21 protein-coding genes are annotated in these 23965 nt (G+C 72.6%); 10 read left to right on the top strand and 11 right to left on the bottom strand.

The genetic code is table 11. The features are described from left to right. Positions 1-264 precede the first annotated feature (264 nt). On the bottom strand, positions 265-1476 hold the full coding sequence (locus AB0F18_RS24920) for an Ig-like domain-containing protein (protein ID WP_362064247.1): 1212 nt from the start codon (positions 1474-1476) through the stop codon (positions 265-267). A 199-nt stretch (positions 1477-1675) separates the two neighbouring features. Between AB0F18_RS24920 and glgX the strand changes: the two genes are divergently transcribed. Then, on the top strand, positions 1676-3961 hold the full coding sequence (gene glgX / locus AB0F18_RS24915) for a glycogen debranching protein GlgX (RefSeq protein ID WP_362064245.1): 2286 nt from the start codon (positions 1676-1678) through the stop codon (positions 3959-3961). A 46-nt stretch (positions 3962-4007) separates the two neighbouring features. Here the strand turns inward: glgX and AB0F18_RS24910 are convergent, their stop codons facing one another. Next, on the bottom strand, positions 4008-4553 hold the full coding sequence (locus tag AB0F18_RS24910) for a MarR family transcriptional regulator (RefSeq protein ID WP_362064243.1): 546 nt from the start codon (positions 4551-4553) through the stop codon (positions 4008-4010). A gap of 77 nt (positions 4554-4630) precedes the next feature. Between AB0F18_RS24910 and AB0F18_RS24905 the strand changes: the two genes are divergently transcribed. Both AB0F18_RS24905 and AB0F18_RS24900 read left to right on the top strand, forming a co-directional pair. Next, positions 4631-5833, top strand: a complete 1203-nt coding sequence (locus AB0F18_RS24905) for an MFS transporter (protein ID WP_362064241.1) — start codon at positions 4631-4633, stop codon at positions 5831-5833. Between the two features lie 52 nt (positions 5834-5885). Beyond that, on the top strand, positions 5886-6608 hold the full coding sequence (locus AB0F18_RS24900) for a CDP-alcohol phosphatidyltransferase family protein (protein ID WP_362064239.1): 723 nt from the start codon (positions 5886-5888) through the stop codon (positions 6606-6608). Here AB0F18_RS24900 and AB0F18_RS24895 read toward each other — a convergent pair. Then, positions 6589-7086, bottom strand: coding sequence for an adenylyltransferase/cytidyltransferase family protein (locus AB0F18_RS24895; protein WP_362064237.1), 498 nt, complete (start codon positions 7084-7086; stop codon positions 6589-6591). The two genes, AB0F18_RS24900 and AB0F18_RS24895, sit on opposite strands and share 20 nt — an antisense overlap. A 169-nt stretch (positions 7087-7255) precedes the next feature. Between AB0F18_RS24895 and AB0F18_RS24890 the strand changes: the two genes are divergently transcribed. From AB0F18_RS24890 to AB0F18_RS24880, 3 genes are read left to right on the top strand one after another with little or no spacing between them, the layout of a single operon-like run. Continuing rightward, positions 7256-8461 (top strand): glycosyltransferase family 4 protein, encoded by a 1206-nt coding sequence (locus AB0F18_RS24890; RefSeq protein WP_362064251.1) that lies wholly within the window; start codon positions 7256-7258, stop codon positions 8459-8461. Then, complete coding sequence (locus tag AB0F18_RS24885; protein ID WP_362064236.1) at positions 8458-10173, top strand: lipopolysaccharide biosynthesis protein; 1716 nt, start codon at positions 8458-8460, stop codon at positions 10171-10173. Before AB0F18_RS24890 ends, AB0F18_RS24885 begins: the two co-directional genes overlap by 4 nt. Beyond that, complete coding sequence (locus AB0F18_RS24880; protein WP_362064234.1) at positions 10170-11384, top strand: hypothetical protein; 1215 nt, start codon at positions 10170-10172, stop codon at positions 11382-11384. The genes AB0F18_RS24885 and AB0F18_RS24880 overlap by 4 nt, the downstream gene beginning before the upstream one ends. Before the next feature lie 54 nt (positions 11385-11438). Here the strand turns inward: AB0F18_RS24880 and AB0F18_RS24875 are convergent, their stop codons facing one another. The 4 genes from AB0F18_RS24875 to AB0F18_RS24860 form a co-directional block, all read right to left on the bottom strand. Beyond that, positions 11439-12911, bottom strand: coding sequence for a CHAP domain-containing protein (locus tag AB0F18_RS24875; protein WP_362064232.1), 1473 nt, complete (start codon positions 12909-12911; stop codon positions 11439-11441). Between the two features lie 63 nt (positions 12912-12974). Beyond that, positions 12975-14441 carry a M23 family metallopeptidase gene (locus AB0F18_RS24870; RefSeq protein ID WP_362064230.1) on the bottom strand — a complete coding sequence of 489 codons (1467 nt, stop codon included), beginning with the start codon at positions 14439-14441 and terminating at the stop codon, positions 12975-12977. 29 nt (positions 14442-14470) lie between these two features. After that, positions 14471-15766: a transglycosylase family protein gene (locus tag AB0F18_RS24865; RefSeq protein ID WP_362064228.1), complete on the bottom strand. Its 1296-nt coding sequence runs from the start codon at positions 15764-15766 to the stop codon at positions 14471-14473. A gap of 235 nt (positions 15767-16001) precedes the next feature. Next, positions 16002-17486, bottom strand: coding sequence for a hypothetical protein (locus AB0F18_RS24860; protein WP_362064249.1), 1485 nt, complete (start codon positions 17484-17486; stop codon positions 16002-16004). Positions 17487-17608: 122 nt separating this feature from the next. Here AB0F18_RS24860 and AB0F18_RS24855 point away from each other — a divergent pair, with 122 nt between their 5' ends. Both AB0F18_RS24855 and AB0F18_RS24850 read left to right on the top strand, forming a co-directional pair. Beyond that, a complete protein-coding gene (locus tag AB0F18_RS24855) occupies positions 17609-18148 on the top strand; it encodes a WcaF family extracellular polysaccharide biosynthesis acetyltransferase (protein WP_362064226.1) in 540 nt (179 codons plus the stop codon). Continuing rightward, positions 18145-19260: a glycosyltransferase gene (locus tag AB0F18_RS24850; protein WP_362064224.1), complete on the top strand. Its 1116-nt coding sequence runs from the start codon at positions 18145-18147 to the stop codon at positions 19258-19260. The genes AB0F18_RS24855 and AB0F18_RS24850 overlap by 4 nt, the downstream gene beginning before the upstream one ends. Before the next feature lie 82 nt (positions 19261-19342). Here the strand turns inward: AB0F18_RS24850 and AB0F18_RS24845 are convergent, their stop codons facing one another. Then, entirely contained in the window at positions 19343-20812 is a 1470-nt protein-coding gene (locus AB0F18_RS24845; protein ID WP_362064222.1) for a helix-turn-helix domain-containing protein, read from the bottom strand. Between the two features lie 9 nt (positions 20813-20821). After that, the gene (locus AB0F18_RS24840; protein ID WP_362064220.1) at positions 20822-21085 is read right to left on the bottom strand and encodes a hypothetical protein; all 264 of its coding nucleotides are present in this window, start codon (positions 21083-21085) and stop codon (positions 20822-20824) included. Between the two features lie 572 nt (positions 21086-21657). Here AB0F18_RS24840 and AB0F18_RS24835 point away from each other — a divergent pair. After that, positions 21658-22221: an HD domain-containing protein gene (locus AB0F18_RS24835; protein ID WP_362064218.1), complete on the top strand. Its 564-nt coding sequence runs from the start codon at positions 21658-21660 to the stop codon at positions 22219-22221. Here the strand turns inward: AB0F18_RS24835 and AB0F18_RS24830 are convergent. Together AB0F18_RS24830 and AB0F18_RS24825 are read right to left on the bottom strand one after the other, a co-directional pair. Next, positions 22209-22679: an NUDIX domain-containing protein gene (locus AB0F18_RS24830; RefSeq protein ID WP_362064216.1), complete on the bottom strand. Its 471-nt coding sequence runs from the start codon at positions 22677-22679 to the stop codon at positions 22209-22211. The two genes, AB0F18_RS24835 and AB0F18_RS24830, sit on opposite strands and share 13 nt — an antisense overlap. Positions 22680-22689: 10 nt before the next feature. Further along, positions 22690-23421 (bottom strand): DUF5919 domain-containing protein, encoded by a 732-nt coding sequence (locus AB0F18_RS24825; protein ID WP_362064214.1) that lies wholly within the window; start codon positions 23419-23421, stop codon positions 22690-22692. 324 nt (positions 23422-23745) lie between these two features. Here AB0F18_RS24825 and AB0F18_RS24820 point away from each other — a divergent pair, with 324 nt between their 5' ends. Further along, positions 23746-23910, top strand: coding sequence for a hypothetical protein (locus AB0F18_RS24820; RefSeq protein ID WP_362064212.1), 165 nt, complete (start codon positions 23746-23748; stop codon positions 23908-23910). Positions 23911-23965 lie beyond the last annotated feature (55 nt).

The raw sequence follows: 23965 nt of genomic DNA, 5'->3' as shown, positions 1-23965 counted from the left end.
GGGCGGTGCCGGGGCCCGCCGCGAGCGCGGAGGGGGCCCCGGCGGTGGCCGCGAGCACGGCTCCCACGGCCAGCCCGAGGGTCCAGTTCCTTGCTGACATGACGCTCCGTCCACGAAATCGGCCATCGCCTGCGCTGATGGCCCTGCCAGGCTGCGGGCGGGGCCCGGCGTGGCGGACGGAGGACACTCACCGGCTACGGCATTCCGGTTTGACGACCACTCGATTGCGGGGCCCGCCCGGGGAGGGTGCCCGCGGGCGGCCGGTCAGCCGGCGGCCGAGCCCGCGACCCAGTCGGCCCAGGACATGTTCCAGCCGCCCAGTCCGTTGTTGGGGGCCACCGTCTTGTCCTGGGAGTTGACGACCTCCACCACGTCCCCGATCAGGGTCCGGTCGAAGAACCAGCCGGCCGGGGTGTCCGAGCCGCCGCCCTTGTCGTCGCGCAGGCCCACGCAGCCGTGGCTGGTGTTGGTGGTGCCGAAGGTGTCGGGGCTGGCCCAGTAGTTGCCGTGCAGGAAGGTCCCGGAGGCGGTGAGCCGGATGGCGTGCGGGACGTCCGGGATGTCGTACTCGCCCTTGCCGTCCTCGCTGGTGAAGCCGACGGTGGCGCCGTTCATCCGGGTGACGTCGAACATCTCCATCACCACCATCTTGCCGTTGTAGGTGGTGTTCTTCGGGGCGCCCGCGCTGATGGGGATCGTGGACAGCAGCTCGCCGCCCCGCCGGACCTCCATGGTGTGCGCGGCCGCGTCGACGGTGGAGACCTGGGAGCGTCCGATGGTGAACTCGATGGTCTTGTCCTGGATGCCGTACGCCCCCGGCGCGCCCTCGACGTCGCGGAGCTTCATCTTCACCGTGACCCGGGTCCCGGGCTTCCAGTACTCGCGGGGCCGGAAGTCGAGGCGCTCGTTGCCGAACCAGTGGCCGACGACCGGCACGGCCGGGTCGGCGGTGACGGTGATGGCCCGCTCGACGTCGGCGCGGTTCTTGACGGCCCGGCTGAAGTTGAAGGAGACGATCATGCCGGTGCCGACGGTGGAGCGGTTCTCGGGCTTGAAGTAGCCGATGAACCGTTCCTCGGGGACGTAGGTGGTGAAGGTGGTGTGGCGGGCCTGGCGGCGGTCGTGCCCGTCGAGGGCGACCGCGTCGACGGTGTACTTGGCGGCGAGGGAGAGCCGGCCGGCCTCCGGGTCGGGGCTCCAGCTGAGCCCGTCGGCGGCGATGGACCCGGGGACCTGCTCCTGCTGGGCGTCCTCCACCTTGGTGACCACGACCCGCTCCAGCCGCCCCTCGGGGACGGTGACCCGCAGCGGGCCGTCGGCCGGGACCCCCTTGGCGTTGTCGTCGGGGGTGATGCGGATGGCCTCGTCGGGCGAGCGGGGTTTGCCGGGCAGCTGCACCTCGACGGGGGAGCCGCCGTCCTCGGTGCAGCCGGTGAGCCCGCCCAGCAGGGCCGCCCACACCGCCACGGCGGCCAATCCCGCCCCTGCCCGCCTCGTCAGAAGTGTCACGCCCCGTCCAACGACCGGGGCCCTCCGGGGGAAACGTGAGGGCCGGACACGTTCCGGGTACGGCAGTCCGGGCAGAACAGTGGGAAGGACCAGACGGGGGCGGGCCCTGGCCGGGACGCCGGGCCTCACTCCCTCCGCCGGTACCGAGGAGCCGTGGAGGCGGGCAGTGTCGAGCGCAGCCGAGCAAGAGGCGGTGGATGCCGTCGCCAGCGATACCACCGAGGCCGCCCCACGGGGCGGCCCCGACATGGACGCCGTACGGGAGCGGGTCCAGGCACGGGTGTTACGGGCGGCCGCGCACCCGGGGCCACCGGTGTGGCCGGGGTCGTCGCACCCGCTGGGGGCCCGTTTCCACGTGGGCCCCGGCGGGGCGGCGGGCACCAACTTCGCCCTGTGGGCCCCGGGCGCGGAGGCGGTGGAGCTGTGCCTCTTCGACGCGCTGGGCACGGAGACCCGCTGCACCCTGGCCGAGCTGACGCACGAGATCTGGCACGGTTTCGTGCCGGGCGTGCGGCCCGGGCAGCGGTACGGGTTCCGGGTGCACGGACGCTGGGACCCCTGGACGGGGGCCCGGTACAACCCGGCGAAGCTGCTGCTGGACCCGTACGCGCGGGCCGTGGACGGGGACTTCTCCCTGCCGCCGGAGGTGTACGGGCACGTCCGGGACTGGCCCCAGCAGTACATCGCGGACACCGTGCGGGATGACCGGGACTCGGCGCCGTTCGTGCCGAAGGGGGTCGTCGTCCACGATGACGACGACTGGGCGGACGACGTCCGGCCGAAGACGCCCTGGGCCGATTCGGTGATCTACGAGCTGCACGTGCGCGGGTTCACGATGCGCCATCCGGGTGTTCCCGAGGAGCTGCGCGGCACGTACGCGGGGCTGGCGCACCCGGCGGCGGTGGAGCACCTGACGGGGCTGGGCGTGACGGCGGTGGAGCTGCTGCCGGTGCACCAGTTCGCGCACGAGGACCACCTGCTGCGGCGGGGGCTGCGCAACTACTGGGGCTACAACTCGGTCGGCTACTTCGCCCCGCACGCCGGGTACTCCGCCAGCGGGACGGCCGGCCAGCAGGTCGGCGAGTTCAAGCGGATGGTGCGGGCCCTGCACGCGGCCGGGATCGAGGTGATCCTCGACGTGGTCTACAACCACACGGCGGAGGCCGGGGAGCTGGGCCCGACCCTGTCGCTGCGCGGCGTGGACAACCGGGGCTACTACCGGCTCCAGTCCGACCAGCGCCGCTACGCCGACTACACGGGCTGCGGGAACACCCTGCACGCCGGGCGGCCGCACGTGCTGCGCCTGATCACCGACTCGCTGCGGTACTGGGTGACGGAGATGGGGGTGGACGGCTTCCGCTTCGATCTGGCGGCGGCGCTGGCCCGTTCGATGCATGACGTGGACATGCTGTCGCCGTTCCTCGCGGTGATCGCCCAGGACCCGGTGCTGCGGCGGGTGAAGCTGATCGCGGAGCCCTGGGACGTGGGCTCGGGCGGCTACCAGGTGGGGGCGTTCCCGCCTCTGTGGACGGAGTGGAACGACCGCTACCGGGACGCCGTGCGGGACTTCTGGCGGGGCGCGCTGCCGGACGTACGCGACCTCGGGTACCGGCTGTCGGGGTCGAGCGACCTGTACGCCTGGGGCGGGCGGCGGCCGTACGCCTCGGTGAACTTCGTGACCGCGCACGACGGCTTCACCCTGCGCGACCTGGTGTCGTACGAGCGCAAGCACAACGAGGCGAACGGCGAGGCCAACCGGGACGGGACCAACGACAACCGGTCGTGGAACTGCGGGGCCGAGGGCGAGACGGACGATCCGCGGATCGCCGCGCTGCGCCGGCGGCAGCTGCGCAACCTGCTGACGACGCTGCTGCTGTCGACGGGCGTGCCGATGCTGGTGGCGGGGGACGAGTTCGGGCGGACCCAGGGCGGCAACAACAACGCGTACTGCCAGGACAACGAGACGGGCTGGGTGGACTGGTCGCTGCTGTCCGACCCGGCCTGGAGCGGGCTGTTCGCGCTGGCCCGGCGGGTGATCGCGCTGCGCCGCAGCCATCCGGTGCTGCGCCGGAGGGCGTTCTTCTCGGGGCGGGCGCAGGGCGCGGACGGGCTGCGGGACCTGGCCTGGTTCACCCCGGCGGGGGCGGAGATGACGGAGCGGGACTGGTACGCGCCGGCGGCCGCGGTGGGGCTGTACCTGTCGGGGCGGGACATCCCGGGCCGTGACGAGCGGGGCCGGCAGGTGACGGACGACAGCTTCCTGGCGCTGCTGCACTCCGGGGACCGGCCGGTGGAGTGGGTACTGCCGGGGCCGCCGTGGGCCGGGGAGTACGAGCTGGTGCTGGACACCTCGCGGGAGGAGCAGGAGCAGGCGCCCGGGACCTCGCACCGGGGCGGGCAGGCGCTGACGGTGCCGGCGCGGTCGGTGCTGCTGCTGCGGGTGACGGGCTGAGGGCCGCGGCAGGCCGGGGGCTGCGGCGGGCCGGGCGCCGTGCGGCTCAGCGGGTCCCGTCGCGGGTCTCGACCTGGAGCAGCATCCGCTTGAGGAGGGCGGCCAGGGCCCGGCGGTCGGTGTCGTCGAGGGGGCGGATCATCTCGTCCTCGGCGATCCCGCGCCAGCGCATGGCCTCGCTCCAGCGCCGGTGCCCCTCCTCGGTGAGTTCTACGTCGACCCGGCGCCGGTCCTCGGCGGCGCGGATCCGGCGGACGAGGCCGGAGCGCTCCAGGGTGTCGAGGCGGCCGGTCATTCCGGCCGGGGAGAGCAGCAGTTCGGCGGCGAGCTGGGAGGAGGGGGCCCGCCAGGGTGCGCCGCGGGAGGCGAGGCGGTGCATGGTCTCGAACTCGAAGGCCTGGAGCCCGGTCTCGGCGAGGGCGCGTTCCTTGCCGTGCGAGACGTGCTTGGCGAGGAGCTGGATGCGGGTGATGACGGCCTCGGTGGTCACGTCGAAGGGCACCTTGCCGGTCCACCGCGCGATGTGCCGGTCGACGGAGTCCTCGTCCGGTGGCGGCGTCGCCGCAGGTGGGGTGACCGCTTCTGTGCCCATGAGCGCATTATCGCGTCCGCCGGGCAGGGAAAGTATTTCGTTGACGAATGATTCGCTGGCGAAATACTGTTCTGATCATGACCCCCACGCTCTGGCGGCTGCTCGCCGGCCGCACCTTCGCCGCCTTCGCCACCGCCCTGATCCCCACCACCCTCACCCTCGCCGTGGTCCACACCGGTTCGGCCGGGGACCTCGGGCTGGTGCTCGCCGCCGAGATACTGCCGATGCTGCTCCTGCTGCCCGTCGCGGGGGTGGCCGCAGACCGGTTCCCCGCGCGCCGGGTGGTGCTCGCCGCGGACCTGGTGCGGGCCGCCGCCCAGCTGGGCATCGGGGTGCTGCTGCTCTCCGGGCCGGTACGGATCCCGGCCCTGGCGGCGCTGTCGGCCGTGACCGGGGCGGCCGTCGCCTTCGGCAACCCCTCGGCCCGGACGCTGGTGGCGGCCGTGGCCGGCGGGGCCGAGCGGCTGCGGGTCAACTCCCGGCTGATGGTGGCCCAGGGGCTCGCGAGCGTCGCGGGCCCGGCCGCCGCGGGCGCGCTGATGCTGGCCATCGGGGCGGGCTGGTCCTCGCTGCTGACCGGGGCCCTGTTCACCGCCTCCGCCCTCACCCTGGGCGGGCTGCGCACCCCGGCCGCGGCCGGCGGGGCCGGGGCCCGGCCGGGGTTCGCCGCGGAGCTGCGCGCCGGATGGGCGGAGACCCGTAGCCACCCGTGGTTCCTGGCCAACGTCCTGGCGCACGGCGTCTGGCACCTGACCGCCGGGCTGCTGCTCACCCTCGGCCCGCTGATCGCCGTGGACTCCCTGGGCGGCGAGGGCTCCTGGGTGGCGGTCGCCCAGGCGGGTACGGCGGGGCTGCTGGCCGGAGCGTGGGCGGCCGGGCGGCTGCCGGTGCGCCGGCCGCTGGTGTGGGTCGCGGTGTCCTCGGCGGCGTTCGCCCTGCCCCTGGCCGTGTTCGCGCTGCGGCTGCCCGTGCCGGTGGCGGCGGGCGCGTACTTCCTCGGCATGGGCGGGGTGGGGCTGCTGAGCCCGCTGTGGGAGACGGAGATCCAGCGGCGGGTGCCGGCCGAGGCGCTGGGGCGGGTCGGCTCCTTCGACTCCCTGATCTCCTTCGCGGCCCGCCCCCTGGGGCTCGCGGTGGCGGCCCCGCTCGCCGCGGCCACCGGGACCACGGCCCCGCTGCTGGTGGCGGCGGTGCTGGTGGCGGCGGCGAACCTCTCCGTCCTGCTGGTTCCGGACGTCCGCGCGCTTCCGGAGCGGAAGTCTTCGCCCGCCCTGCGATGATGTGCCCTTCCCGTGAAGATACGAACACATGGACCTACGGACAGGGGTACGCATGGCGAGGGTCGGGACGGCGCTGCGGGAGCTGCGCGGGGCGCAGAAGTCGGCGAAGGGCGTGTCGCTCTACTCCCGGTTCGTGAACCGGCCCGCCGGCCGGTACCTGGCCGCCGGCTCCTACGGGCTGGGGCTGACCCCGAACCAGGTGACGCTGGTCAGCGCCGCGTTCAGCTTCGCCGCCGTGGCGGTGGTCGCGCTGGCCGCGCCCTCGTGGGGGCTGGGGATCGCCGTGTGGGCCGCGCTCGCGGTCGGCTTCGCCTTCGACTCCGCCGACGGGCAGCTGGCCCGGCTGCGCGGGGGCGGCAGCGCGGCGGGCGAATGGCTCGACCACGTCGTGGACGCCGCCAAGCTGACCGCGCTGCACGCCTGCGTGCTCATCGCCTTCTACCGCTTCCCCGAGGAGTACGGCACGGGCTCGGACGGCTGGCTGCTGGTGCCGCTGGGCTTCCAGTTCGCCTCGGTGGTCACCTTCTTCGGCGGACTGCTCACCGAGAAGCTCAAGCCCAAGGCCGCCCCCGGGAGCCCCGCCGCCGCGCCGTCGACGCTGCGCGCGGTGGCCCTGCTGCCCGTGGACTACGGGGTGTTCTGCCTGGTGTTCCTGCTGCTGGGCGGCGGGGCGCTGTTCCGCTGGGCGTACGCGGGCCTGGGCGCCGTCGCCGCGCTGTTCCTGCTGGCGTTCCTGGTGAAGTGGTTCCGGGAGCTCAGCGCCGTTCGGCGGTGAGGGGTTCGGCCCCCAGCGGGTGGGCCGCCGGCTGGGCGAGGGCGTCCAGGGCCCGGCGCAGCTGGGTGCTGGACGTGTGCACGGTGTAGGGGAAGTAGACGACGTCCACCCCGTGGGCGGCGAAGTCCCGTTCCAGCTTGTCCCCCTTGGGCGTGCCCCGCCAGTCGTCGCCCTTGAAGATGACGTCGAAGCGGACCTGCTTCCAGGTCTCCACCTTGTCCGGGACCGTCTCGACGAAGGCGGCGTCCACGTACTTGACGCTGCGGACGATCTCCAGCCGCTCGACCAGGGGGATCATCGGGCGGCGCCCCTTGGCCAGTTCGGCCATCTCGTCCGAGACCACGCCGGCCACCAGGTAGTCGCACTGGCTGCGGGCGTGCCGGAGGATGTTGAGGTGGCCTATGTGGAACAGGTCGTAGGCGCCGGGCGCGTAGCCCACCCGGTACGGCCGGCGCGCGGACGCCGCGGCATCGGACATGTGGTGCTCCGTCATCAGTACCCCCAGAGCCGCACCCCCCGGTGCGGACGATTAGCAGACAATAGCGCGCACGTTCCACAGCCCGTCGGTGAACGAATAGGGTGACGTGCGCATCATCCAGGGGAGAAGGGGACGTTCAGTGTCCACATCCGGCCACCGGCGGCTGTTGCTGGTTTCGACCAACTACGCCCCCGAGCACGCGGGCATAGGCCCGTACGCCACCCAGATCGCGGAGCACTGGGCGGGCCTCGGCCACGACACCCACGTCCTGGCCGGTATGCCGCACTACCCGGCCTGGTCCCTGGAACCGGAGTACAAGGGGGCCTTGCGGCGCACCGAACGGCGCGCGGGGGTCACCGTGCACCGGCGCGCGCACACGGTGCCGGCGCGTCAGACCGCCGTGAAGCGGGCCCTGTTCGAAGGATCGATTCTGCTGCACGGTGCCGTGGCCCCGCCCCGGATGCCCAGGCCGCACGCCGTGATGGCCCAGATGCCCAGCCTGGCCGGCGGGGTGACCGCCGCGCGGCTCGCCGCCCGCTGGAAGGTCCCGTTCGTCCCCGTGGTCCAGGACCTGATGGGTGCCGCGGCCGCGCAGAGCGGGATCAGCGGCGGGGACAAGGCGGCCGCGCTGGCCGGACGGGCGGAGGCGTACGCCCTCAAGCGGGCCGCCCTGGTCGGCGTCATCCACGAGACCTTCGTGGACCGGGTCGTGGGCATGGGCGTGGACCCGGAGCGGATCCGCCTGGTGCCCAACTGGTCGCACGTGCCCAAGCCCACCAAGCCGCGCGGGGAGACCCGCCGGCACCTGGGGTGGGCGCCGGGCCAGACCGTGGTCCTGCACTCCGGGAACATGGGCCTCAAGCAGGGGCTCGACGTACTCGTCGGCGCCGCCCGGCTGGACCCCTCCGTCCGCTTCGTCCTCATGGGCGACGGCAGCCAGCGCGCCGCCCTCGCCACCCTCGCGGCCGACGTACCGAACCTGGACATCATCCCCCCTGCCGCCGACGGAGAGTTCCCGGATATCCTCGCCGCGGCGGACGTGCTCGCGGTCACGCAGCACGCTGCCGTACTGGACATGAGCGTTCCGTCGAAGCTCACCTCCTACTTCCAGGCCGGCCGGCCCGTCGTCGCCTCCGTCGCGGCACAGGGCGGGACCGCCCAGGAGGTGGAACGTTCCGGCGCCGGGGTGCTCGTACCGCCGGAGGATCCCGAAGCCCTGCTGAAGGCCGTCCGGGCCCTGGCCGAGGACCCCGAGGGCGCGGACGCGCTGGGCGCGGCCGGCCCCGTCCACGTGGCGGCCCACCTGAGCCGTGAAGCGGGCCTGGCCCGCATCGACGCACTGATCGACGAAGCACTTGGGGGTCCCCAGTCGTGACCGAGACGAACCGCCCGGCAGCGGCCCCGCCCGAGGACGAACCGGACCTCCTCAGGGACCAGTTCAAGCAGCTGCTGCGCTACCGCCGGCTGCTCGGCGCCGGCGTGGGCATCGGCCTGCTGGGCGGCGTCTACCTCGGCGTCTCCACGGCCGACACCTACGTGTCCGTCGCGGACGTCGTCCTGCGCGCCCCCACCGACGACCCGTTCAACCCGAGCCTGGCGCCCGACAAGGCCATCAACATCGGCTCGGAGCGGCAGGTCGCCCTCTCCAGCTCCATAGCCGAGCAGGCGGCGAAGAAGCTGGGGGTCCCCGCCAAGGACTTCGCCGCGCTGCGCGGCGGCCTCCAGGTGACCAACCCGCCGCAGACGATGGTCCTCCGCTTCACCTACACCGCCTCCTCCCCCAAGGAGGCCGCCAAGCGGGCCAACGGCATGGCCGAGGCCTACCTGCTCAAGCGGCAGGAGGCCCTCGACGTCACCCGCGACAAGATGGTCAAGGGGTACGAGGACCAGCGCGACCCCGTCGCCAAGCAGCTCGACGACCTGGCCAAGCAGATCAACACCATGCCGGCGGGCACGGCCCGCGACGCGGCGCTGGGCTCCAAGACCGACCTCCAGAGCAAGGTCAACACCCTCAACAACAACATCACCAAGCTCCAGGCCCTGGACATGACCCCGGGCCGGATCACCAGCCCGGCGGCCGTGCCCACCGCGCCCGACGGGCCGGGCATCCCCATGTCGCTGGCGCTCGGCGCCGCCGTGGGCCTGGCCCTCGGCCTGCTCGCCGCCTGGGTGCGGCTGGTCTTCGACCCGGCGCCGCGCTCCGAGGGCGACGTGGCCCGGGCCCTGCGCGCGCCCGTACTGGGCTACCTGCCCCGGGACAAGACGGGCGGCGGGCCGCTGCTCGCGGCCGGCGAGGCCGACCCCCGGCTGGCCGAGGAGTACCGCTCGGTGGCCTTCCGGCTGGCCTACGACTCCCGCTTCGCCGACCGGCGCCGGCTGCTGGTCGTCGCACCGCGCGGCAGCAGTGAGACGGCCGCCGCGGTGGCCGTGAACCTGGCCGCGTCCTTCGCCGAGACCGGTAAGGACGTGCTGCTCATCGAGGCCGACCTGCGCACGCCGGTACTGGCCAGCCAGCTGCCCACCGATGCGGGCGGGCGGCCGCGCTGGAGCCAGCTGCCGGGCGGGCCGGGCGGCGGACCCGGTGAGTCCGACTGGCCGGACGGGCGCCAGCTGGTGGTGGACGCCGGGGAGTCGGGCGCCTTCGACCTGATCCCGGGCGACCGGGTCCGCAACGTGGCCCGCGCGCTGACCTCCCCGCGCGCGACCCGGCTGATCTCCGAGGCCGACTCCCCCAACTCCACCGTGGTGGTGCTCGCGCCGCCGGTGCTCTCGTACGCCGACGCGCTCGCGCTCGTCGACCGCGTCGACGGGGTCCTGGTGGTCTGCGACCCGCGCGCGGTGCACCGCAGCGACCTGTCCCGGATCCGCGAGCTGATCAGCGGGGCCGGCGGGACGGTGCTGGGCGCGGTGCTGCACTCCCCGCTGCCGGGCCAGAAGTCGAAGCGGGACACCTCCCCCGCCGGGGCGGGGGGCGCGCGCTCGCCGCTGGTGCCGTCGTCGCAGGAGCCCGACGCCGCCGGCGGGCGGCTGCCGGGCGAGGGCGGCGACACCGTCGCCCTGCGCACGGTCCGTTCGGGCCGGCGGTGAGCCGGCGGGGCCTCGCCGCGGTCTCCTCGGTCCTGGACCAGGCCGCCTCCAGCGCCACCAACATCCTGGTGCTGGTGCTGGCCGCCCGGCTGTCCTCGGCGTCGGGCTTCGCCGACTTCTCGATGGTGTACGTGGTCTTCAGCGTGCTCCTCGGGCTGAACATGGCCTACGTCGGGCAGACCGTGGTGCTGGAGAAGGAGGCCGGCCGGCTGGGGGCGGTGTGCCGGTCCTCGGTGCTGTTCACCGCCGGGGCGGCCGCCGCGGCCGGGCTGGTGCTCGGGGCGGCCGGTCTGGCCGTGCCCGGGGACGCCGGGTGGGCCCTGGTCGCGCTGGGGCTCGTCCTGGCGCCGGTGCTCGTCCAGGACGGGCTGCGGTACTGCTTCTCCGCGCTGCGGGTGCCCGAGCGGGCGCTGGCCGCCGATGCGCTGCGGCTGGTGTGCGTGGTCGCGGCGTTGGCCGTTCAGCCGCACGGGGCGTCGGCCGGACGGCTGGTGCTGGTGTGGGGGCTGTCCGCGCTGCCCGCGCTGGGGCTGGGGCTGTGGCTGCTGCGGCCGTCGGTGCGGGGGGCGGGCGCGGACGTCCGGCGGTACCTGCGGCGCGGACACCTCGGGCAGCGGTTCGTGGTCGAGTTCGCCGTGGGCAACGGCTCCAGCCAGCTCGCGGTGCTGGGGCTCGGGGTGTTCGCGACCCCGCTGGCGGTGGGTGCGCTGCGCGGCGCCACGACCTTGTTCGGGCCGCTGAACGTGCTGTTCAACTCGGCGAACGCCTTCGGGCCGCCGGTGGTCGGGCGGGCGTCGGGCAAGCGGGGCGTGGTCCGGCTGACCGCCCTCATGGGCTGCGCCCTCGCGGTGGTCGGCGCCGGCTGGGCGGCGGTCCTGTACGCCCTGCCGGACCGGCTGGGCCGGCACCTGCTCGGCGACACCTGGACGGCGGCCTCCGCACTGCTGCCGGCGACGGGGGCGCAGTACGCGGTGATGGGCCTGGGGACGTGTGCGCTCCTGACCCTGCGGGTGCTGAACCCGAAGGCCACCCTGTCGTTGCAGGTGGTCTTCTCGCTGCTGTCGGTGGGACTGCTGCTGGGCGGGTACGCGCTGTGGGGGGTGGCGGGCGCCGCCTGGGGCCTGGCCCTGGGCTCCGCCGCGAAGGCGGCGGCGGGCTGGCTGCGGGTGGGCCGGGTCGAGGTACCCGCCGAGGTCGCTGCCGCCGCCTGAGACGGACGGGAGCGGGCCCGGGACGAAGGTCGTCCCGGGCCCGCCGTGCGTCCGTCAGTTGTAGGTGCCGGTGATCGACACGCCGGTGTGGTTGCCGCTCACGCCGGTCAGGTCCATGGCGGCGGCGGGCGACCAGGTCCCGTTGAGGGCGCGGATGGTGTGCAGGATCCGGCCGTCGGTGGTCACGAAGGCCGCCTGGAGCTCGCTGTCGACGGCGGCCGCGGCGACGTCGGTGACCGTGACCCCGGCCGGGACGACCGACGACAGGTCGTTCAGCACCCACTGGCCACTGGAGAAACGCGCGCCGTGGTAGCGCTTGGCACCGCCCTCGGTGGTCACCACCAACTGGAGGTCACCACCCGTACCGGCCACCGCGACATCCTCGATACCCGTCACACCGGTCTCGGTCGACGCGTTGCCCCAGGTCGTCCACGTCCCGTCCGCATGCCGCACCGTGTGGAACAGCGAGCCATTGGAGACGGACACGATCTGGGTGTCACTGCCCACCTGGGACATGGCCACCTTCGACACGGGCGCACCGCCCGGGTTGCCCACCTCCCCGAAGGGGGCCCACGTCCCGTTCGCCCGGCGGACCGTGTGGTACACCTTCCCGTCCGCCACCACCACGACCTGCAACTCGGTACCCGAGGAAACCGCCGCCACCTGCGTCACGTTCGGCAGCGCGCCGGCCTCGCCGTGGACATCGCCGAAGCCCGCCCAGTTGCCGTCCGCGAGCCGGACGGAGTGGTAGAGCTTGCCCTCGTTGCTGACCGCCAGGACGTGCGTGGTGCCGTCGATGCCCGCCTCGGCGGAGGTCCGCACACCGCCCGGGACCTCACCGGCCACGTTCTCGACGTTGCCGAAGCCCGTCCAGGTCCGGTCCGCGTTACGGACCGAGTGGTAGAGCCCGCCGCCGGCCTCGACCGCCACCTGCGCCCGCCACTGGCCCGTCGGCGCCGGCGGGGTGGTGTTCGGCGGCGGGGTGCCCGGAACGCCCACGGGCGAGATGAAGGCGAGGGCCTTGCCGGCGCCCGGGTTGACGTAGGTGCGCCAGTTGAACCAGCCCTTGGCGGAGACCCTGTGGCTCTCGTTGCCGCCGACGGTCTGGATCTGCGACCCGTCCGAGGAGACCGCGACGACGAGGCTGACGTGGTTGGCCTCCCCGGAGACGGAACCGTCGTCGTCCCACAGGACGGCGTCGCCTATCTGGGGTCCGCTGGTGTGCAGCGTGCCGTTCCTCTGGCCGTAGCTGTAGAAGGACGCGGCTGCCGCGTTGAGGCCGGAGGTGTTGGCGCCGGCCTGCTTCCAGACCCAGCGGGAGAACTCCGCGCACCAGGCGCTCGGGTAGACGCAGCCGTAGTACGGGGTGCAGTCGTTGCCGACCTGCGAGCGGGCGATGTCCGCGACCGTGGGGGCGTCCGCCGCCGCGGGGGTGGCCGCGGCCATCCCCAGCACGGGGGCGAGGACGACGGTGGCGAGCAGGAAGGAACGGGTACGGGCCGACTTCGTGGTCTTGGTCTTGAACATGGCGCAGATGTCCTTTGCGGGGAGGGAGTCAGGAAGAAGAGGGGGCGGGGCGCTGGTGCCGCGTCAGTTGTAGGTGCCGGTGATCGACACGCCGGTGTGGTTGCCGCTCACGCCGGTCAGGTCCATGGCGGCGGCGGGCGACCAGGTCCCGTTGAGGGCGCGGATGGTGTGCAGGATCCGTCCGTCAGTGGTCACGAAGGCCGCCTGGAGCTCGCTGTCGACGGCGGCCGCGGCGACGTCGGTGACCGTGACCCCGGCCGGGACGACCGACGACAGGTCGTTCAGCACCCACTGGCCGCTCGCGAAACGCGCGCCGTGGTAGCGCTTGGCGCCGCCCTCGGTGGTCACCACCAGCTGGAGGTCACCACCCGTACCGGCCACCGCGACATCCTCGATACCCGTCACACCGGTCTCGGTGGAAGCGTTGCCCCAGGTCGTCCAGGTACCGTCCGCATGCCGCACCGTGTGGAACAGCGAGCCATTGGAGACGGACACGATCTGCGTGTCACTGCCCACCTGCGACATGGCCACCTTCGACACCGGCGCCCCACCCGGGTTCCCCACCTCCCCGAACGGCGCCCACGTCCCGTTCGCCCGGCGGACCGTGTGGTACACCTTCCCGTCCGCCACCACCACGACCTGCAACTCGGAACCCGAGGAAACCGCCGCCACCTGCGTCACGTTCGGCAGCGCACCCGCCACCGCATGAACGTCCCCGAAGTCCGCCCAGGAGCGGTCGGCGAAGCGGATCGAGTGGTAGAGCTTGCCCTCGTTGCTGACGGCCAGGACGTGCGTGTCCCCGTCGATGCCCGCCTCGGCAGTGGTACGGACGCCGCCCGGAACCGCACCGGTGACGCTTTCGACGTTGCCGAAGCCCGTCCAGGTCCGGTCCGCGTTACGGACCGCGTGGAAGAGCCCGCCACCGGCCTCCACCACGACCTGCGCCCGCCACTGACCCGTCGGCGCCGGCGGGGTCGTCGTGTCGGCGCAGTTGCGGCTGGTCAGCGTCGTACCCATCGAGAACGGCACACCGTCGAAGACGGACTGCTTGACCGAGCCGTTGTACTGCTGCTCGTAGTGCAGGTGGGCGCCCGAGGAGTTGCCGGTGTTCCCCACTATGCCGATCTTCTGGCCGCGTACGACGCGGGTTCCCGCGCTGACGTCGTAGTCGTTCAGGTGGGCGTAGAGGGTCTTCGATCCGTTGCCGTGGTCGATGACCACGTACTTGCCGTAACTCCGGTACGAGCCGTCGGGGTTGGTGAGGGTGGTCGCGATGCTGACGACGCCGTCGGCGCTGGCGAGCACGGGCTGGTTGGCCGTGGTGCTGCCGTGGGTCCAGTCGATCGACTGGACCGAGGGGCTGTGACCGCTGTACGTGTTGCCCAGCCAGGCCTGGTTGCAGCTGAAGGGCATCTGGTAGGCGGGCCCCGCGGCGTAGGAGGGGGACGCGGCGAAGGCGACCAGGCCGGATGCGGCCAGGGCGAGGCCGGTCACGGAGGTCAGCGCACGGCGGGTGAAGGTGATGGACATGCTGGCTCCTCGGGTGTGCCGTGCGCTGGTCAGTTGAAGGTGGCGGTGATGTTCACGCCGGTGTGGTCGCCGCTCACGCCCGTCAGGTCCATGGGGGCGGCGCTCGTCCAGGTCCCGTTGACGTGGCGGATGGTGTGCAGGATCCGTCCGTCGGTGGTCACGAAGGCCGCCTGGAGTTCGCTGTCGACGGCGGCCGCGGCGACGTCGGTGACCGTGATCCCGGCCGGGACGACCGACGACAGGTCGTTCAGCACCCACTGACCGCTGGAGAAGCGCGCGCCGTGGTAGCGCTTGGCACCGCCCTCGGCGGTCACCACCAGCTGGAGGTCACCGCCCGTACCGGCCACCGCGACATCCTCGATGCCCGTCACACCGGTCTCGGTCGACGCGTTACCCCAGCCCGTCCACGTCCCGTCCGCATGCCGCACCGTGTGGAACAGCGAGCCATTGGAGACGGACACGATCTGGGTGTCACTGCCCACCTGCGACATGGCCACCTTCGACACCGGCGCCCCACCCGGGTTCCCCACCTCCCCGAACGGCGCCCACGTCCCGTTCGCCCGGCGGACCGTGTGGTACACCTTCCCGTCCGCCACCACCACGACCTGCAACTCGGAACCCGAGGAAACCGCCGCCACCTGCGTCACGTTCGGCAGCGCACCCGCCACCGCATGGACGTCCCCGAAGGTTCCCCAGGTGCGGTCGGCGTTGCGGATCGAGTGGTAGAGCTTGCCCTCGTTGCTGACGGCCAGGACGTGCGTGTCGCCGTTGATGCCCGCCTCGGCGGTGGTCCGGACGCCGCCCGGGAGCGCCGCGGCCTGGCTGTCGACGTTGCCGAAGCGGGTCCAGGTGCCGTTGTCGAAGCGGGTGGCGTGGTAGATCCCGTTGCCGGAGTCGATCAGCACCTGCGCCTTCCACGACTGCGCGGGGGCCGGCGGGGTCGGCGCGTCCGGGTAGGGGTCGGCGTGGTCGCTGCCGAGTCCGGCGAGGCGTCCGCAGCTCGGCCAGGCGCCCGGGCCCTGGCCGGCGAGGACCTTCTCGCCTATCAGGATCTGCTGCTTCTTGGTGGCCTGGTGGGCGTAGGCCGCGTACTCCGTACCCCCGTAGGCCCGCCAGGTCGACGCCGAGAACTGCAGCCCGCCGTAGTAGCCGTTGCCGGTGTTGATGCTCCAGTTCCCGGAGCTCTCGCACTGGGCGACCTTGTCCCAGGTCTCCACGCTGGCGGCCGAGGCCGGGACCATGCCCAGGGTCAGGAGGACGGACGAGGCGACCGCCGCGGTGGCGGTGACCGACGTGAGCAGGGCCAGTCGACGACGAGCAGACATGACAATCCCCCATAATTCGGACGCGAATGAGCTGCGTGTGTGCAGCGGCGCGGACGCGCAGTGGTTTCGGCTGCGGGTGTGCGCTCAGCGGCGCCGGCCCGTTTCCCCCCGGCCCCTTGCTGCGGCCGTTGAGAGGATCATGTCGTCCGGGTCAGGGGGTGTTCCAGGGGTTCGGGGTGGCCCGAAGGTGCCTGACCCCATGCGGCCAGGGCGGTCCCCGGCCGCCGGCCCCGCGTCAGCGCAGGGTGGTGCCCTTGTCCTGGCGGTACGTGGCCACCAGCGCGAGGCACATCGCGGCGATCGCGACGCGGCCCGAGGCCTGCAGGAGGGGGCCGCGCAGCAGGATGAAGGAGTAGCCCGCGACCAGGGGGACCACCACCGAGATCAGGCTGCCCGGCGGGGAGAGGCGGGTGGCGCGCTTGGCGTACCGGCGGTCGACGCGGGCGGCGGCGTAGCCGATGGCCAGCAGGCCGGCGCCCATGCCCAGCGGGCCGAAGTCCAGCCACAGTTCGGCCCAGATGGGGGAGGAGAGGTTGGTGTTGACCGTGCCCATCCACTGGCCGACCATCACACCCGTATCGCGCGGCTTGCCCGGCCACGCCGAGCGGGGCACCGCGAAGAAGACGGATCCGGCGAGCTGGCGCCCGTAGAAGTGGCCGGGGCCGGAGTTGGAGAAGGTGATGGTGTTCGCGAACATGCCGATCTGGTCGTAGTCCTTGAGCGCCATGGGCTCCAGGAACGAGGTCGTCTCGACGGGTTTGTAGTTCTTCTCGTCGTAACGGAAGCGGTCCGCGAAGGGGAAGACGAGCAGGGCGACGACCACGGCCATGGACAGCGCGACGCGGTACATGGCGGCGCTGACCGGGAAGAGGGTGAACAGCATCGCGAACATGACGGTCAGGAACCAGTAACGCGGGTTCGAGATCGGGTTGTTGACGACGAGGTTGAGGGCGATCAGCGCCGCCCAGGTGACGATCACCGACACCGTGCGGCGGGCGTACGTCGAGGTGATCAGCCAGCGGGTGTACAGCAGCATGGCGAGCAGCGCGGGGACGGTGCCGAAGCCGCGCAGCAGCGCCTGCCCGGCCTGGCCGTCGCCGTTGGAGACGCCCGCGTCCTGGATGCCGGCGATGATCTCCTGGCGGCTGGAGAAGAAGACGGCCGGGCCGCCGAGTTTGAGGATGAACGCCGCGCTGCACACGAAGGCGATGGCGGTGAGGAGTTGGAGCCGCCGCCGGTGCGCCATGACCGGCCGGGGTTCCTTCGGGGAGCCGCCCGCGCGGCCCGCCGGCCGGTGGCGGGCGAGGAGCACGCCGACGTCGAAGGCCGTACACCCGAGGAGGACCAGGCCGATGGCCAGGGTGAGGTCGGAGCGGGGTCCGACGACGGGCGTCGGGACGCGGCCGAGGACGGCCTGGGCGAGCGGGGCCACGCCCATGGCCATGTAGACGAACAGCCAGAAGGAGCCCTGGAGCAGCTTGCGGCGGCTGGTCAACACCATGGCGGAGAGCCGCGCGCCCGCGTACATGGTGAGCAGCAGCTGGAGCCAGAACGCGGCGTCGCGCTGGCCGTCGCCGGACTGGGCGGCGACGAACACCGGGAGGAAGACGGTGAATCCGAGCGCGAGCGGTACCGAGAGGGCTCGGGAGAGCAGGGTGCGCGGGGCGGTGACCCGTCCCCAGCGCGTCTCGTCCTCAAGGGCCGGGGGCGTCGCCTTCACGCTGGGTGTGCGTATGTCCGTAGCCACCTGTGCCCCCACCCCATGTGCGTGATCCGCGCGCAGTCTAGTCTGAGCGTTCCGCGCCCGGGGAGGCGCGTGGGGTGGATGATGAGGGGCGACTGGTGCGTGATCTTCCTGCCTTCACGCTGGCCGGATACGACAAGGGGCGGGGGTTGCTGACGCAGGCCTTGTGGTTCGCGGTGATGAACACCCTCTTCATGGCGTGGTTCTGTCCCGCCCGGCTGCGCGTGGCGCTGCTGCGGGCGTTCGGGGCGGAGATCGGCGAGGGGGTGCTGATCCGGCACAAGGTGCGCGTGCTGTGGCCGTGGAAGCTGAAGGTCGGGGACCACACGTGGATCGGTGAGGGCGCCTGGCTGCTCAACCTGGAGCCGGTGACGATCGGTTCGCACGTGTGCCTGTCGCAGGAGTCGATGCTGTGCACGGGCTCGCACGACCACCGGGCCGCCGACTTCCGCTACCGCAACGCCCCGATCACCGTCGAGGACGGCGCGTGGGTGGCCGTGCGGGCGACCGTGCTGGCGGGTGTGACGGTGGGCCGCTGCGCGGTGGCCGGCGCCGGTGCGGTGGTCCACAAGGACCTGCCCGCCCTGACCCTGCAGACCCAGGACGGCCGCCGCCGCCCGGTGGAGGAACCGAAGTGAAGATCCTGCACGCCGTCACGCTCCACTCCCCCTCGCACGCCTTCGGCGGCCCGGTGCGGGTGGCCCTGAACCTGGCGAAGGGGCTGCGGGCGCGCGGTCACGAGGCGCGGCTGCTGGCGCTCGGCGAGGATTTCGACCCCTGGCCGACGTCGGTGGAGGGCGTCCCCGCGAAGCTGTTCCCGGCCCGCCGGCTGCTGCCCCTCGGCTTCAGCGGGATGACCTCGCCGGCCCTGCTGGCGTCGGCGTCGCGCCTGGTCCGGGACGCGGACGTGGTCCACGTGCACCTGGCCCGCGACCTGGTGACCCTGCCGCTCGCGCTGGCGGCCCTGCGCGCGGGCAAGCCCCTCGTCCTCCAGACCCACGGCATGGTGGACCCGAGCGACCGGCTGCTGGCGAAGGTCCTGGACGCGGTGGCGGTACGCCGCCTGCTGCGCGGGGCCGACGCGCTCCTGTACCTGACCCCGCACGAGCGTACGGGTCTGGACGCGGTGGTCGGCGCCCCGCCGCTCTCCCAGGCGGTCCGTCTGGTCAACGGCACCCCGGCCCAGGAGGAGCGCCCGCCGCTCAGCGGCCCGCCGCGGATCCTGTACTCGGCCCGCCTCCAGGCCCGCAAGCGGCCGGTGGACTTCGTGGACGCGGCCCCGGCGGTGCTGGCCGTGCACCCGGACGCGGAGTTCGTGGTGGCGGGCCCGGACGAGGGCGAACTCGCGGCCGTCCGCGCCCGCATCACCGCCCTGGGCCTGACGGACCGGTTCACCGTCCCCGGCGCCCTCTCCACCCCGGAGGTCCTCACGGAACTCCGCCGCGCACACGTCTACGTCCTGCCCTCGGTGGACGAGCCCTTCCCCATGTCGGTCCTGGAGGCCCTGTCGGTGGGCGTCCCGACGGTGGTCACCCACTCCAACGGCCTGGCCCGCGACATCGCGGCAGCCGGCGCGGGCCGGGCGGTGGACCCCGGTCCGGAGGGCGTGGCGGAGGCGGTCCTCGCCCTCCTGGACCCCGCCGAGAACACCAAGACCTCGACGGCGGCCCGCGCACTGGCCGCGGAATCCTTCTCCATGGACTCCGTCCTGGACACCCTGCTGGGCGTCTACGGGGACATCCGCCGCTAGGCCGGCTCCTTCAGATCGTCCAGGTGCCCCGCCCGGCGTTGCCGGGTCGGGGCTCGTGTCTTTCGGGCGAGAGGCGGGCGACCTATGACACGGTGCCTCCTGTCGGCTGCGGGATTGCGGCGGGGGCCGGGGAACGTTCGCCGAGCAGGCCGGCGAGCAGGAGGCCGGGAGCGAGCTCCGGCAGGCGCCGGGCGGCGGCGAGCAAGCGCGGGTACTGCCTGACCGGCAGGGACAGTGCGACGCTGGAGACCTGGCCGGGGAGTCCGAGGGGCACGGCAGCGCAGACCACCTCGGGGGAGTACTCGAGCAGGCTGAACTGAGCGCCGTGCGGGCCGCCCCGGTCCAGGTGCTCGAAGAGCGCGAAGGGGTCGGTGATGGTGCGCGCGGTGAGCCCCACGGCGGGATGGCGGGCGAGGTGGTCCATGCGGGAGGCGTTGTCGAGCTGGACGAGGAGGCTCTTGCCGATGGCACTCGCGTGAGCCGCAGTCCTGAAGTCCACCCACTCCTCCGCCGGCGGTGCCGACTCACTGGACGCGCACTGGACTACCCGGACATCGCCGTCCGTGTAGCCGTTCAAGTAGACCGCAGCGCCGACTTCGTCGCGCAACCCGGCAAGGGCCCGGTGAAGCAGCTGGTGGCCGGAGCGGTCCGGCAGCTCCAGCGCCGGCCCCGGGAAGTGGACGCCGGCGCGGGTCGCGACCAACTGCTGCCGGCCGAGCCATTCCAGCAGCTGTGCGGTGGATTCCACGGGCAGCCCGGCCCGCCGGGCCAGTGAGCGGGTGTCAATGCCGCTCGCATCGTCGACCAGTGCCACGAGATCGCCGGCTCGCCGGACCACTTCCCACGACGCCGGTGCCGCCGCCGCGGCGGGGCGATGGCGGAGCATGTTCGTGCCGCGCCTCGTGATGCGTGGCAGGCAGGCCGCCGCGTACGTCCTGGATGCCGCATGGCTGCCATACGGGTCGGAGGGGTGAAGGCCACCGGGCACGAGGCACGGCCGTTTCGCCCGGCTCCAGGCGTCGAGCCACGGCTCCTGGTGCGCCTCCGCGACATCGCAGCCGCGCAGGAAGGCGGCCATCTGCCCCGAGCTCACCGGAAGCCTCTGGCGGCGGAGGATGCCCCAGATACTGCTCGGCGCGAGCCATATCCCTCCGCTCTTCCGCTGCATCTGCCGGTACGGCGGGGATCCGGCGCTCCGGTGAAGCGACACCAGCGCGCTGTTGAGTTCGCCCTGCGTGGAGAGCCGACCGGGCTCGATCACCTCACGGGCGGGAGCCCCGCGCGGTTTCCTGCCGGCCCGCTGGTGCAAGGCCTCAGCCGTCGCGACCTCCTCCTGCGTGGCCCCGCAGGCGGTGAGGAATCCCGCGACGGTCGCCGGGGCGGGGACCCACCTACCGGAGGCGGCGCGCTTGAGCGTGGCGGAGGAGATGCCGGTCCGGTGCGCCAGCGCCGCGTAGGTCAGAGCGGCCCTGCCACGGGCTCCCCGCAGCAGCATGGCCAGCGCGGCGCGGTCGGGATCGGTCCGGTCCACCGGCCTCTCGTTGCGTCCCACGGCCGCACCTCACTGGGTGATGCGCAGGACGGCAGAGGCCAGGCCCGCTGCGAGCCGGCGGCCCCCGCCGGCGATGACGACATGCGCGACGCCGAGCGCCGCGCAGCCCGCCAGAAGGGGGATGATCCGCGAGGTCGGCATGCCGTCCAGGGCCAGCAGCGTCCCCAGGACGGGGAAGGTGACCTGAGCGGCGCCGTACGGCAGGGACAGGCGGTGCGGTCCGGACACCTGGCGACTGGTGGCGGGCCGGGACGTGACTCCATCGGTCGGCATGTGAGCTCTCCTCATACGTGCGTGCGGACGCGCGTCCGCCGTGCCTGCTGGCTGCAAGGGGGTTCTGGACAGGGGAAGTTGGCGCTTCCCGGGCCGCACGGTACCGGACCGCGGCGGGGCGCCGGGCCGCAGATCCGGAAGGCATTTCCGCTGCTCGGATTGGCTCACGTGCGTTCCCGGAGCCTCGGCGGCGCCGCCCCCCGAGGTGCGCAGGGCACATCAGGTTCGTCAGCCCCCGACGCGCGGCCGCTGCCAGGCACGATCCGTCGTGACGCCCGTCCACGCGACGCCTGCGGCGGGCCCGTGCGGGCTTTTGGCTCACCCGCGTTCGGACCGGGTTGAGATCTCGGCCGGGACGGGGGAGGCTGGCGAAGCTGGTTGCCGAGGCAACCTTCGATCCCTCTTGCCTGCTACTGGCTGCAACCGTACGGACTGGGGATTCGGGCAGACCATGTTGGCGCATGGCCTGCCGGTCGAAGCTGTCGCCCCGGTCCGGGGCGACTGCTTCGAACCGTTCCCCCTCAGGGGGAACCAGGGGGCGGGGAGGGACGCAGATCGATACGGTGGAGGCCATGGCCTCATCCGTACTGGACTCCGCCCGGGGAGCAGCCAGGCTGGCCGAGTCCCTCCTGTCTCCGCTGGGCAACCGCTGGCTGCACACGCAGGCAGTCGCGGAGCGCGCGCGTGAGCTGGCTCCGACCGTTCCCCCAGCGGAACGAGAACTGCTGGTCGCGGCGGCCTGGCTGCACGACATCGGGTACGCCCCGGCACTCCGTGACACCGGGTTCCACCCCCTCGACGGCGCCCGGTACCTGGTGACGCTGGGTGCCCCGGCGCAACTCGTCAACCTCGTCGCCCACCACTCGGGAGCCGTGTACGAGGCCGAGCAGCGGGGGCTCACGGCGGAACTCGCCGTGTACGACCGGGGGGATGCGCTTCTCCTGGATGCCCTGACCTGCGCCGACATGACGACGGGCCCGGCCGGCCAGCGACTCGCCTTCACGGACCGCATCGACGAGATCCTGATGCGGTACGCACCGGGCAGCGAGGTCCATGCGGCGATCAGCGCGGCGACCCCCACCCTGGCGGCAGCGGTCGCCCGCGCCCACGCCCGTCTCGCCGGTCAGCCGATGTAGGGCTCGGCTCGGCGGGCGAGCCCGTGCTCGATGCGCAGTTTCATGGACGGATGGATCCGCAGTCCGTCGAGATCGCCGGGGTCGAGGAAGGCGACCTCTCGGCTCTCACTGCTCGTCCGGCGGGCGCCACCCACGATGCGGGCCGAGAAACAGATCGAGAACTGCTGGCGTACTTCCCCGTCGTCGTACGCGATGACGTGGCGAGGGTTGGTGTACAGGCCGATCAGACCGGTCACCTCCACGTCGAACCCCGTCTCTTCACGCGTTTCGCGTACGGCGGCCTCTGCGACCGACTCACCAGTGTCCACACCCCCGCCCGGCAGGGCCCACAGGCCGTTGTCGGTTCTGTGGATGAGCAGAATCCGACCCGCGTCGTCCAGGGCCACGACGGTCACGGACGGGACGATGCTGTTCGCCTCAGGCGCGTTCGGGTCATTGAAGTAATCCACTCGGGCCATACCGACCAGCCTAGGCTGCCGTGCCGCGTTCCCAGGCGTAGTCGAAGCTCTTCATGTAGTGCCGGAAACTCCGACCGCCCGGAATGTAGCGGAAGTGCAGGACCGGGTTCTGGCCTGCGGGTGCGCCGAGTACGTGGGGGTTGACGAGTACATCATCGTCGAAGCGGTAGAGCGAGTTGTAGAGGATTGTCTCGTGCAGCCGTACCTCCACTCCGGGAGTCGTCATGGCCGGTTCGAGATAGCGGCGCGTCATGCGCGACCGGGCGGCCAGGTCCGCCCCGATCCCCTCCTCTTCGCCTCGTTGCCTGATCACCTCGGAGGCGGGATTACCGAGGAGGATGCGCACCTGCGCTCCCGCCCGCGCCTTCCGGGCGAGCCGGTCCGCGAGTTCGGGATGACCGTCGAACAGAAACAAGCCTGCGTAGACGAGGACTTCGATGTGACTCACCGCGTTGTCGATCAATGATGACCACAGGTCGACCGGCACGACGCCGCGGTGCGGATAGTAGGTGACCAGCTCGGAGGCACTCGCCGTCTCGGTCTGCCGCGCAACGGTCGGCCAGAGGTAGAGCTCGTCGACACCGAGGAACGTCGCAGCCTTCCAACGATGGGTCCGGTGCGGCGTCCGGCCCGTCGTGATCCAGCGCTCCACCGTTTTGGGATCCACCCCGACCTGGGCGGCAACCGACTGGATGGTGGCGGAGTTCGCCGAAATGGAGGCGCGCAGGCGCTCGTTGGCCATGGCTTGACCTTCCCTCGGGGACGCCAGGACGTTTTCACCGTAGGCCGAGACGTCCCTCAACGTCCACGCAGACCGTGATGCGTCCACTACGTTGAGCGGTTTCCTGCACCATGGATGAAACGCGCACGGGCAATGACCGCAAGGCCCCCCTGCCCGAACCCCCTCCCGGTCCGAGTCCGCACCTACTCGCGCGGGCCGCACGCAGCTGGGCTCGGTTCCTTACACCTGCTGATCCCCGACCGGGAGTGACCGGAAGGCCCGGGGGCATCCGTGACCTCTGACGACGCGTTCGGGCACGAGTGACACCCCTGGCTCGGACGGACCGTGATCGATATCCCGAGCAAGGGGACGGGCCTGCTGATGGCCGTGGTGTGCGAGCAGGTGTGCACCTACGGAGGGCAGGAGCATTGGGTGCGGCTCGCCTACATCCGGCCCGCCTCGGGAATCGAGTGGTCCACGGCGCTCGGCAACATCTCGCTGCTGACCTGAAGACGCACGGACGCCGCCCGACCTTGAGGATGCGGCGGCGTCCGGTGGTGGGCGG

Origin of the sequence: Streptomyces sp. NPDC029216, from assembly GCF_040648015.1 — a bacterium.
In the GTDB taxonomy this organism is placed as follows: Bacteria; Actinomycetota; Actinomycetes; order Streptomycetales; family Streptomycetaceae; genus Streptomyces.
Note: the sequence above shows the minus strand (reverse complement) of the source record. Positions and strands in the feature narration are given on the sequence as shown.

Bases quoted from the DNA above. Each gene is read 5' to 3' on its own strand.
- AB0F18_RS24870 (WP_362064230.1), bottom strand. From the start codon at position 14,441: ATGTCCATCACCTTCACCCGCCGTGCGCTGACCTCCGTGACCGGCCTC.
- AB0F18_RS24900 (WP_362064239.1), top strand. From the start codon at position 5,886: ATGGCGAGGGTCGGGACGGCGCTGCGGGAGCTGCGCGGGGCGCAGAAG.
- AB0F18_RS24895 (WP_362064237.1), bottom strand. From the start codon at position 7,086: ATGTCCGATGCCGCGGCGTCCGCGCGCCGGCCGTACCGGGTGGGCTAC.
- AB0F18_RS24910 (WP_362064243.1), bottom strand. From the start codon at position 4,553: ATGGGCACAGAAGCGGTCACCCCACCTGCGGCGACGCCGCCACCGGAC.
- AB0F18_RS24830 (WP_362064216.1), bottom strand. From the start codon at position 22,679: ATGGCCCGAGTGGATTACTTCAATGACCCGAACGCGCCTGAGGCGAAC.
- AB0F18_RS24835 (WP_362064218.1), top strand. From the start codon at position 21,658: ATGGCCTCATCCGTACTGGACTCCGCCCGGGGAGCAGCCAGGCTGGCC.
- AB0F18_RS24825 (WP_362064214.1), bottom strand. From the start codon at position 23,421: ATGGCCAACGAGCGCCTGCGCGCCTCCATTTCGGCGAACTCCGCCACC.
- AB0F18_RS24865 (WP_362064228.1), bottom strand. From the start codon at position 15,766: ATGTCTGCTCGTCGTCGACTGGCCCTGCTCACGTCGGTCACCGCCACC.
- AB0F18_RS24875 (WP_362064232.1), bottom strand. From the start codon at position 12,911: ATGTTCAAGACCAAGACCACGAAGTCGGCCCGTACCCGTTCCTTCCTG.
- AB0F18_RS24840 (WP_362064220.1), bottom strand. From the start codon at position 21,085: ATGCCGACCGATGGAGTCACGTCCCGGCCCGCCACCAGTCGCCAGGTG.
- AB0F18_RS24905 (WP_362064241.1), top strand. From the start codon at position 4,631: ATGACCCCCACGCTCTGGCGGCTGCTCGCCGGCCGCACCTTCGCCGCC.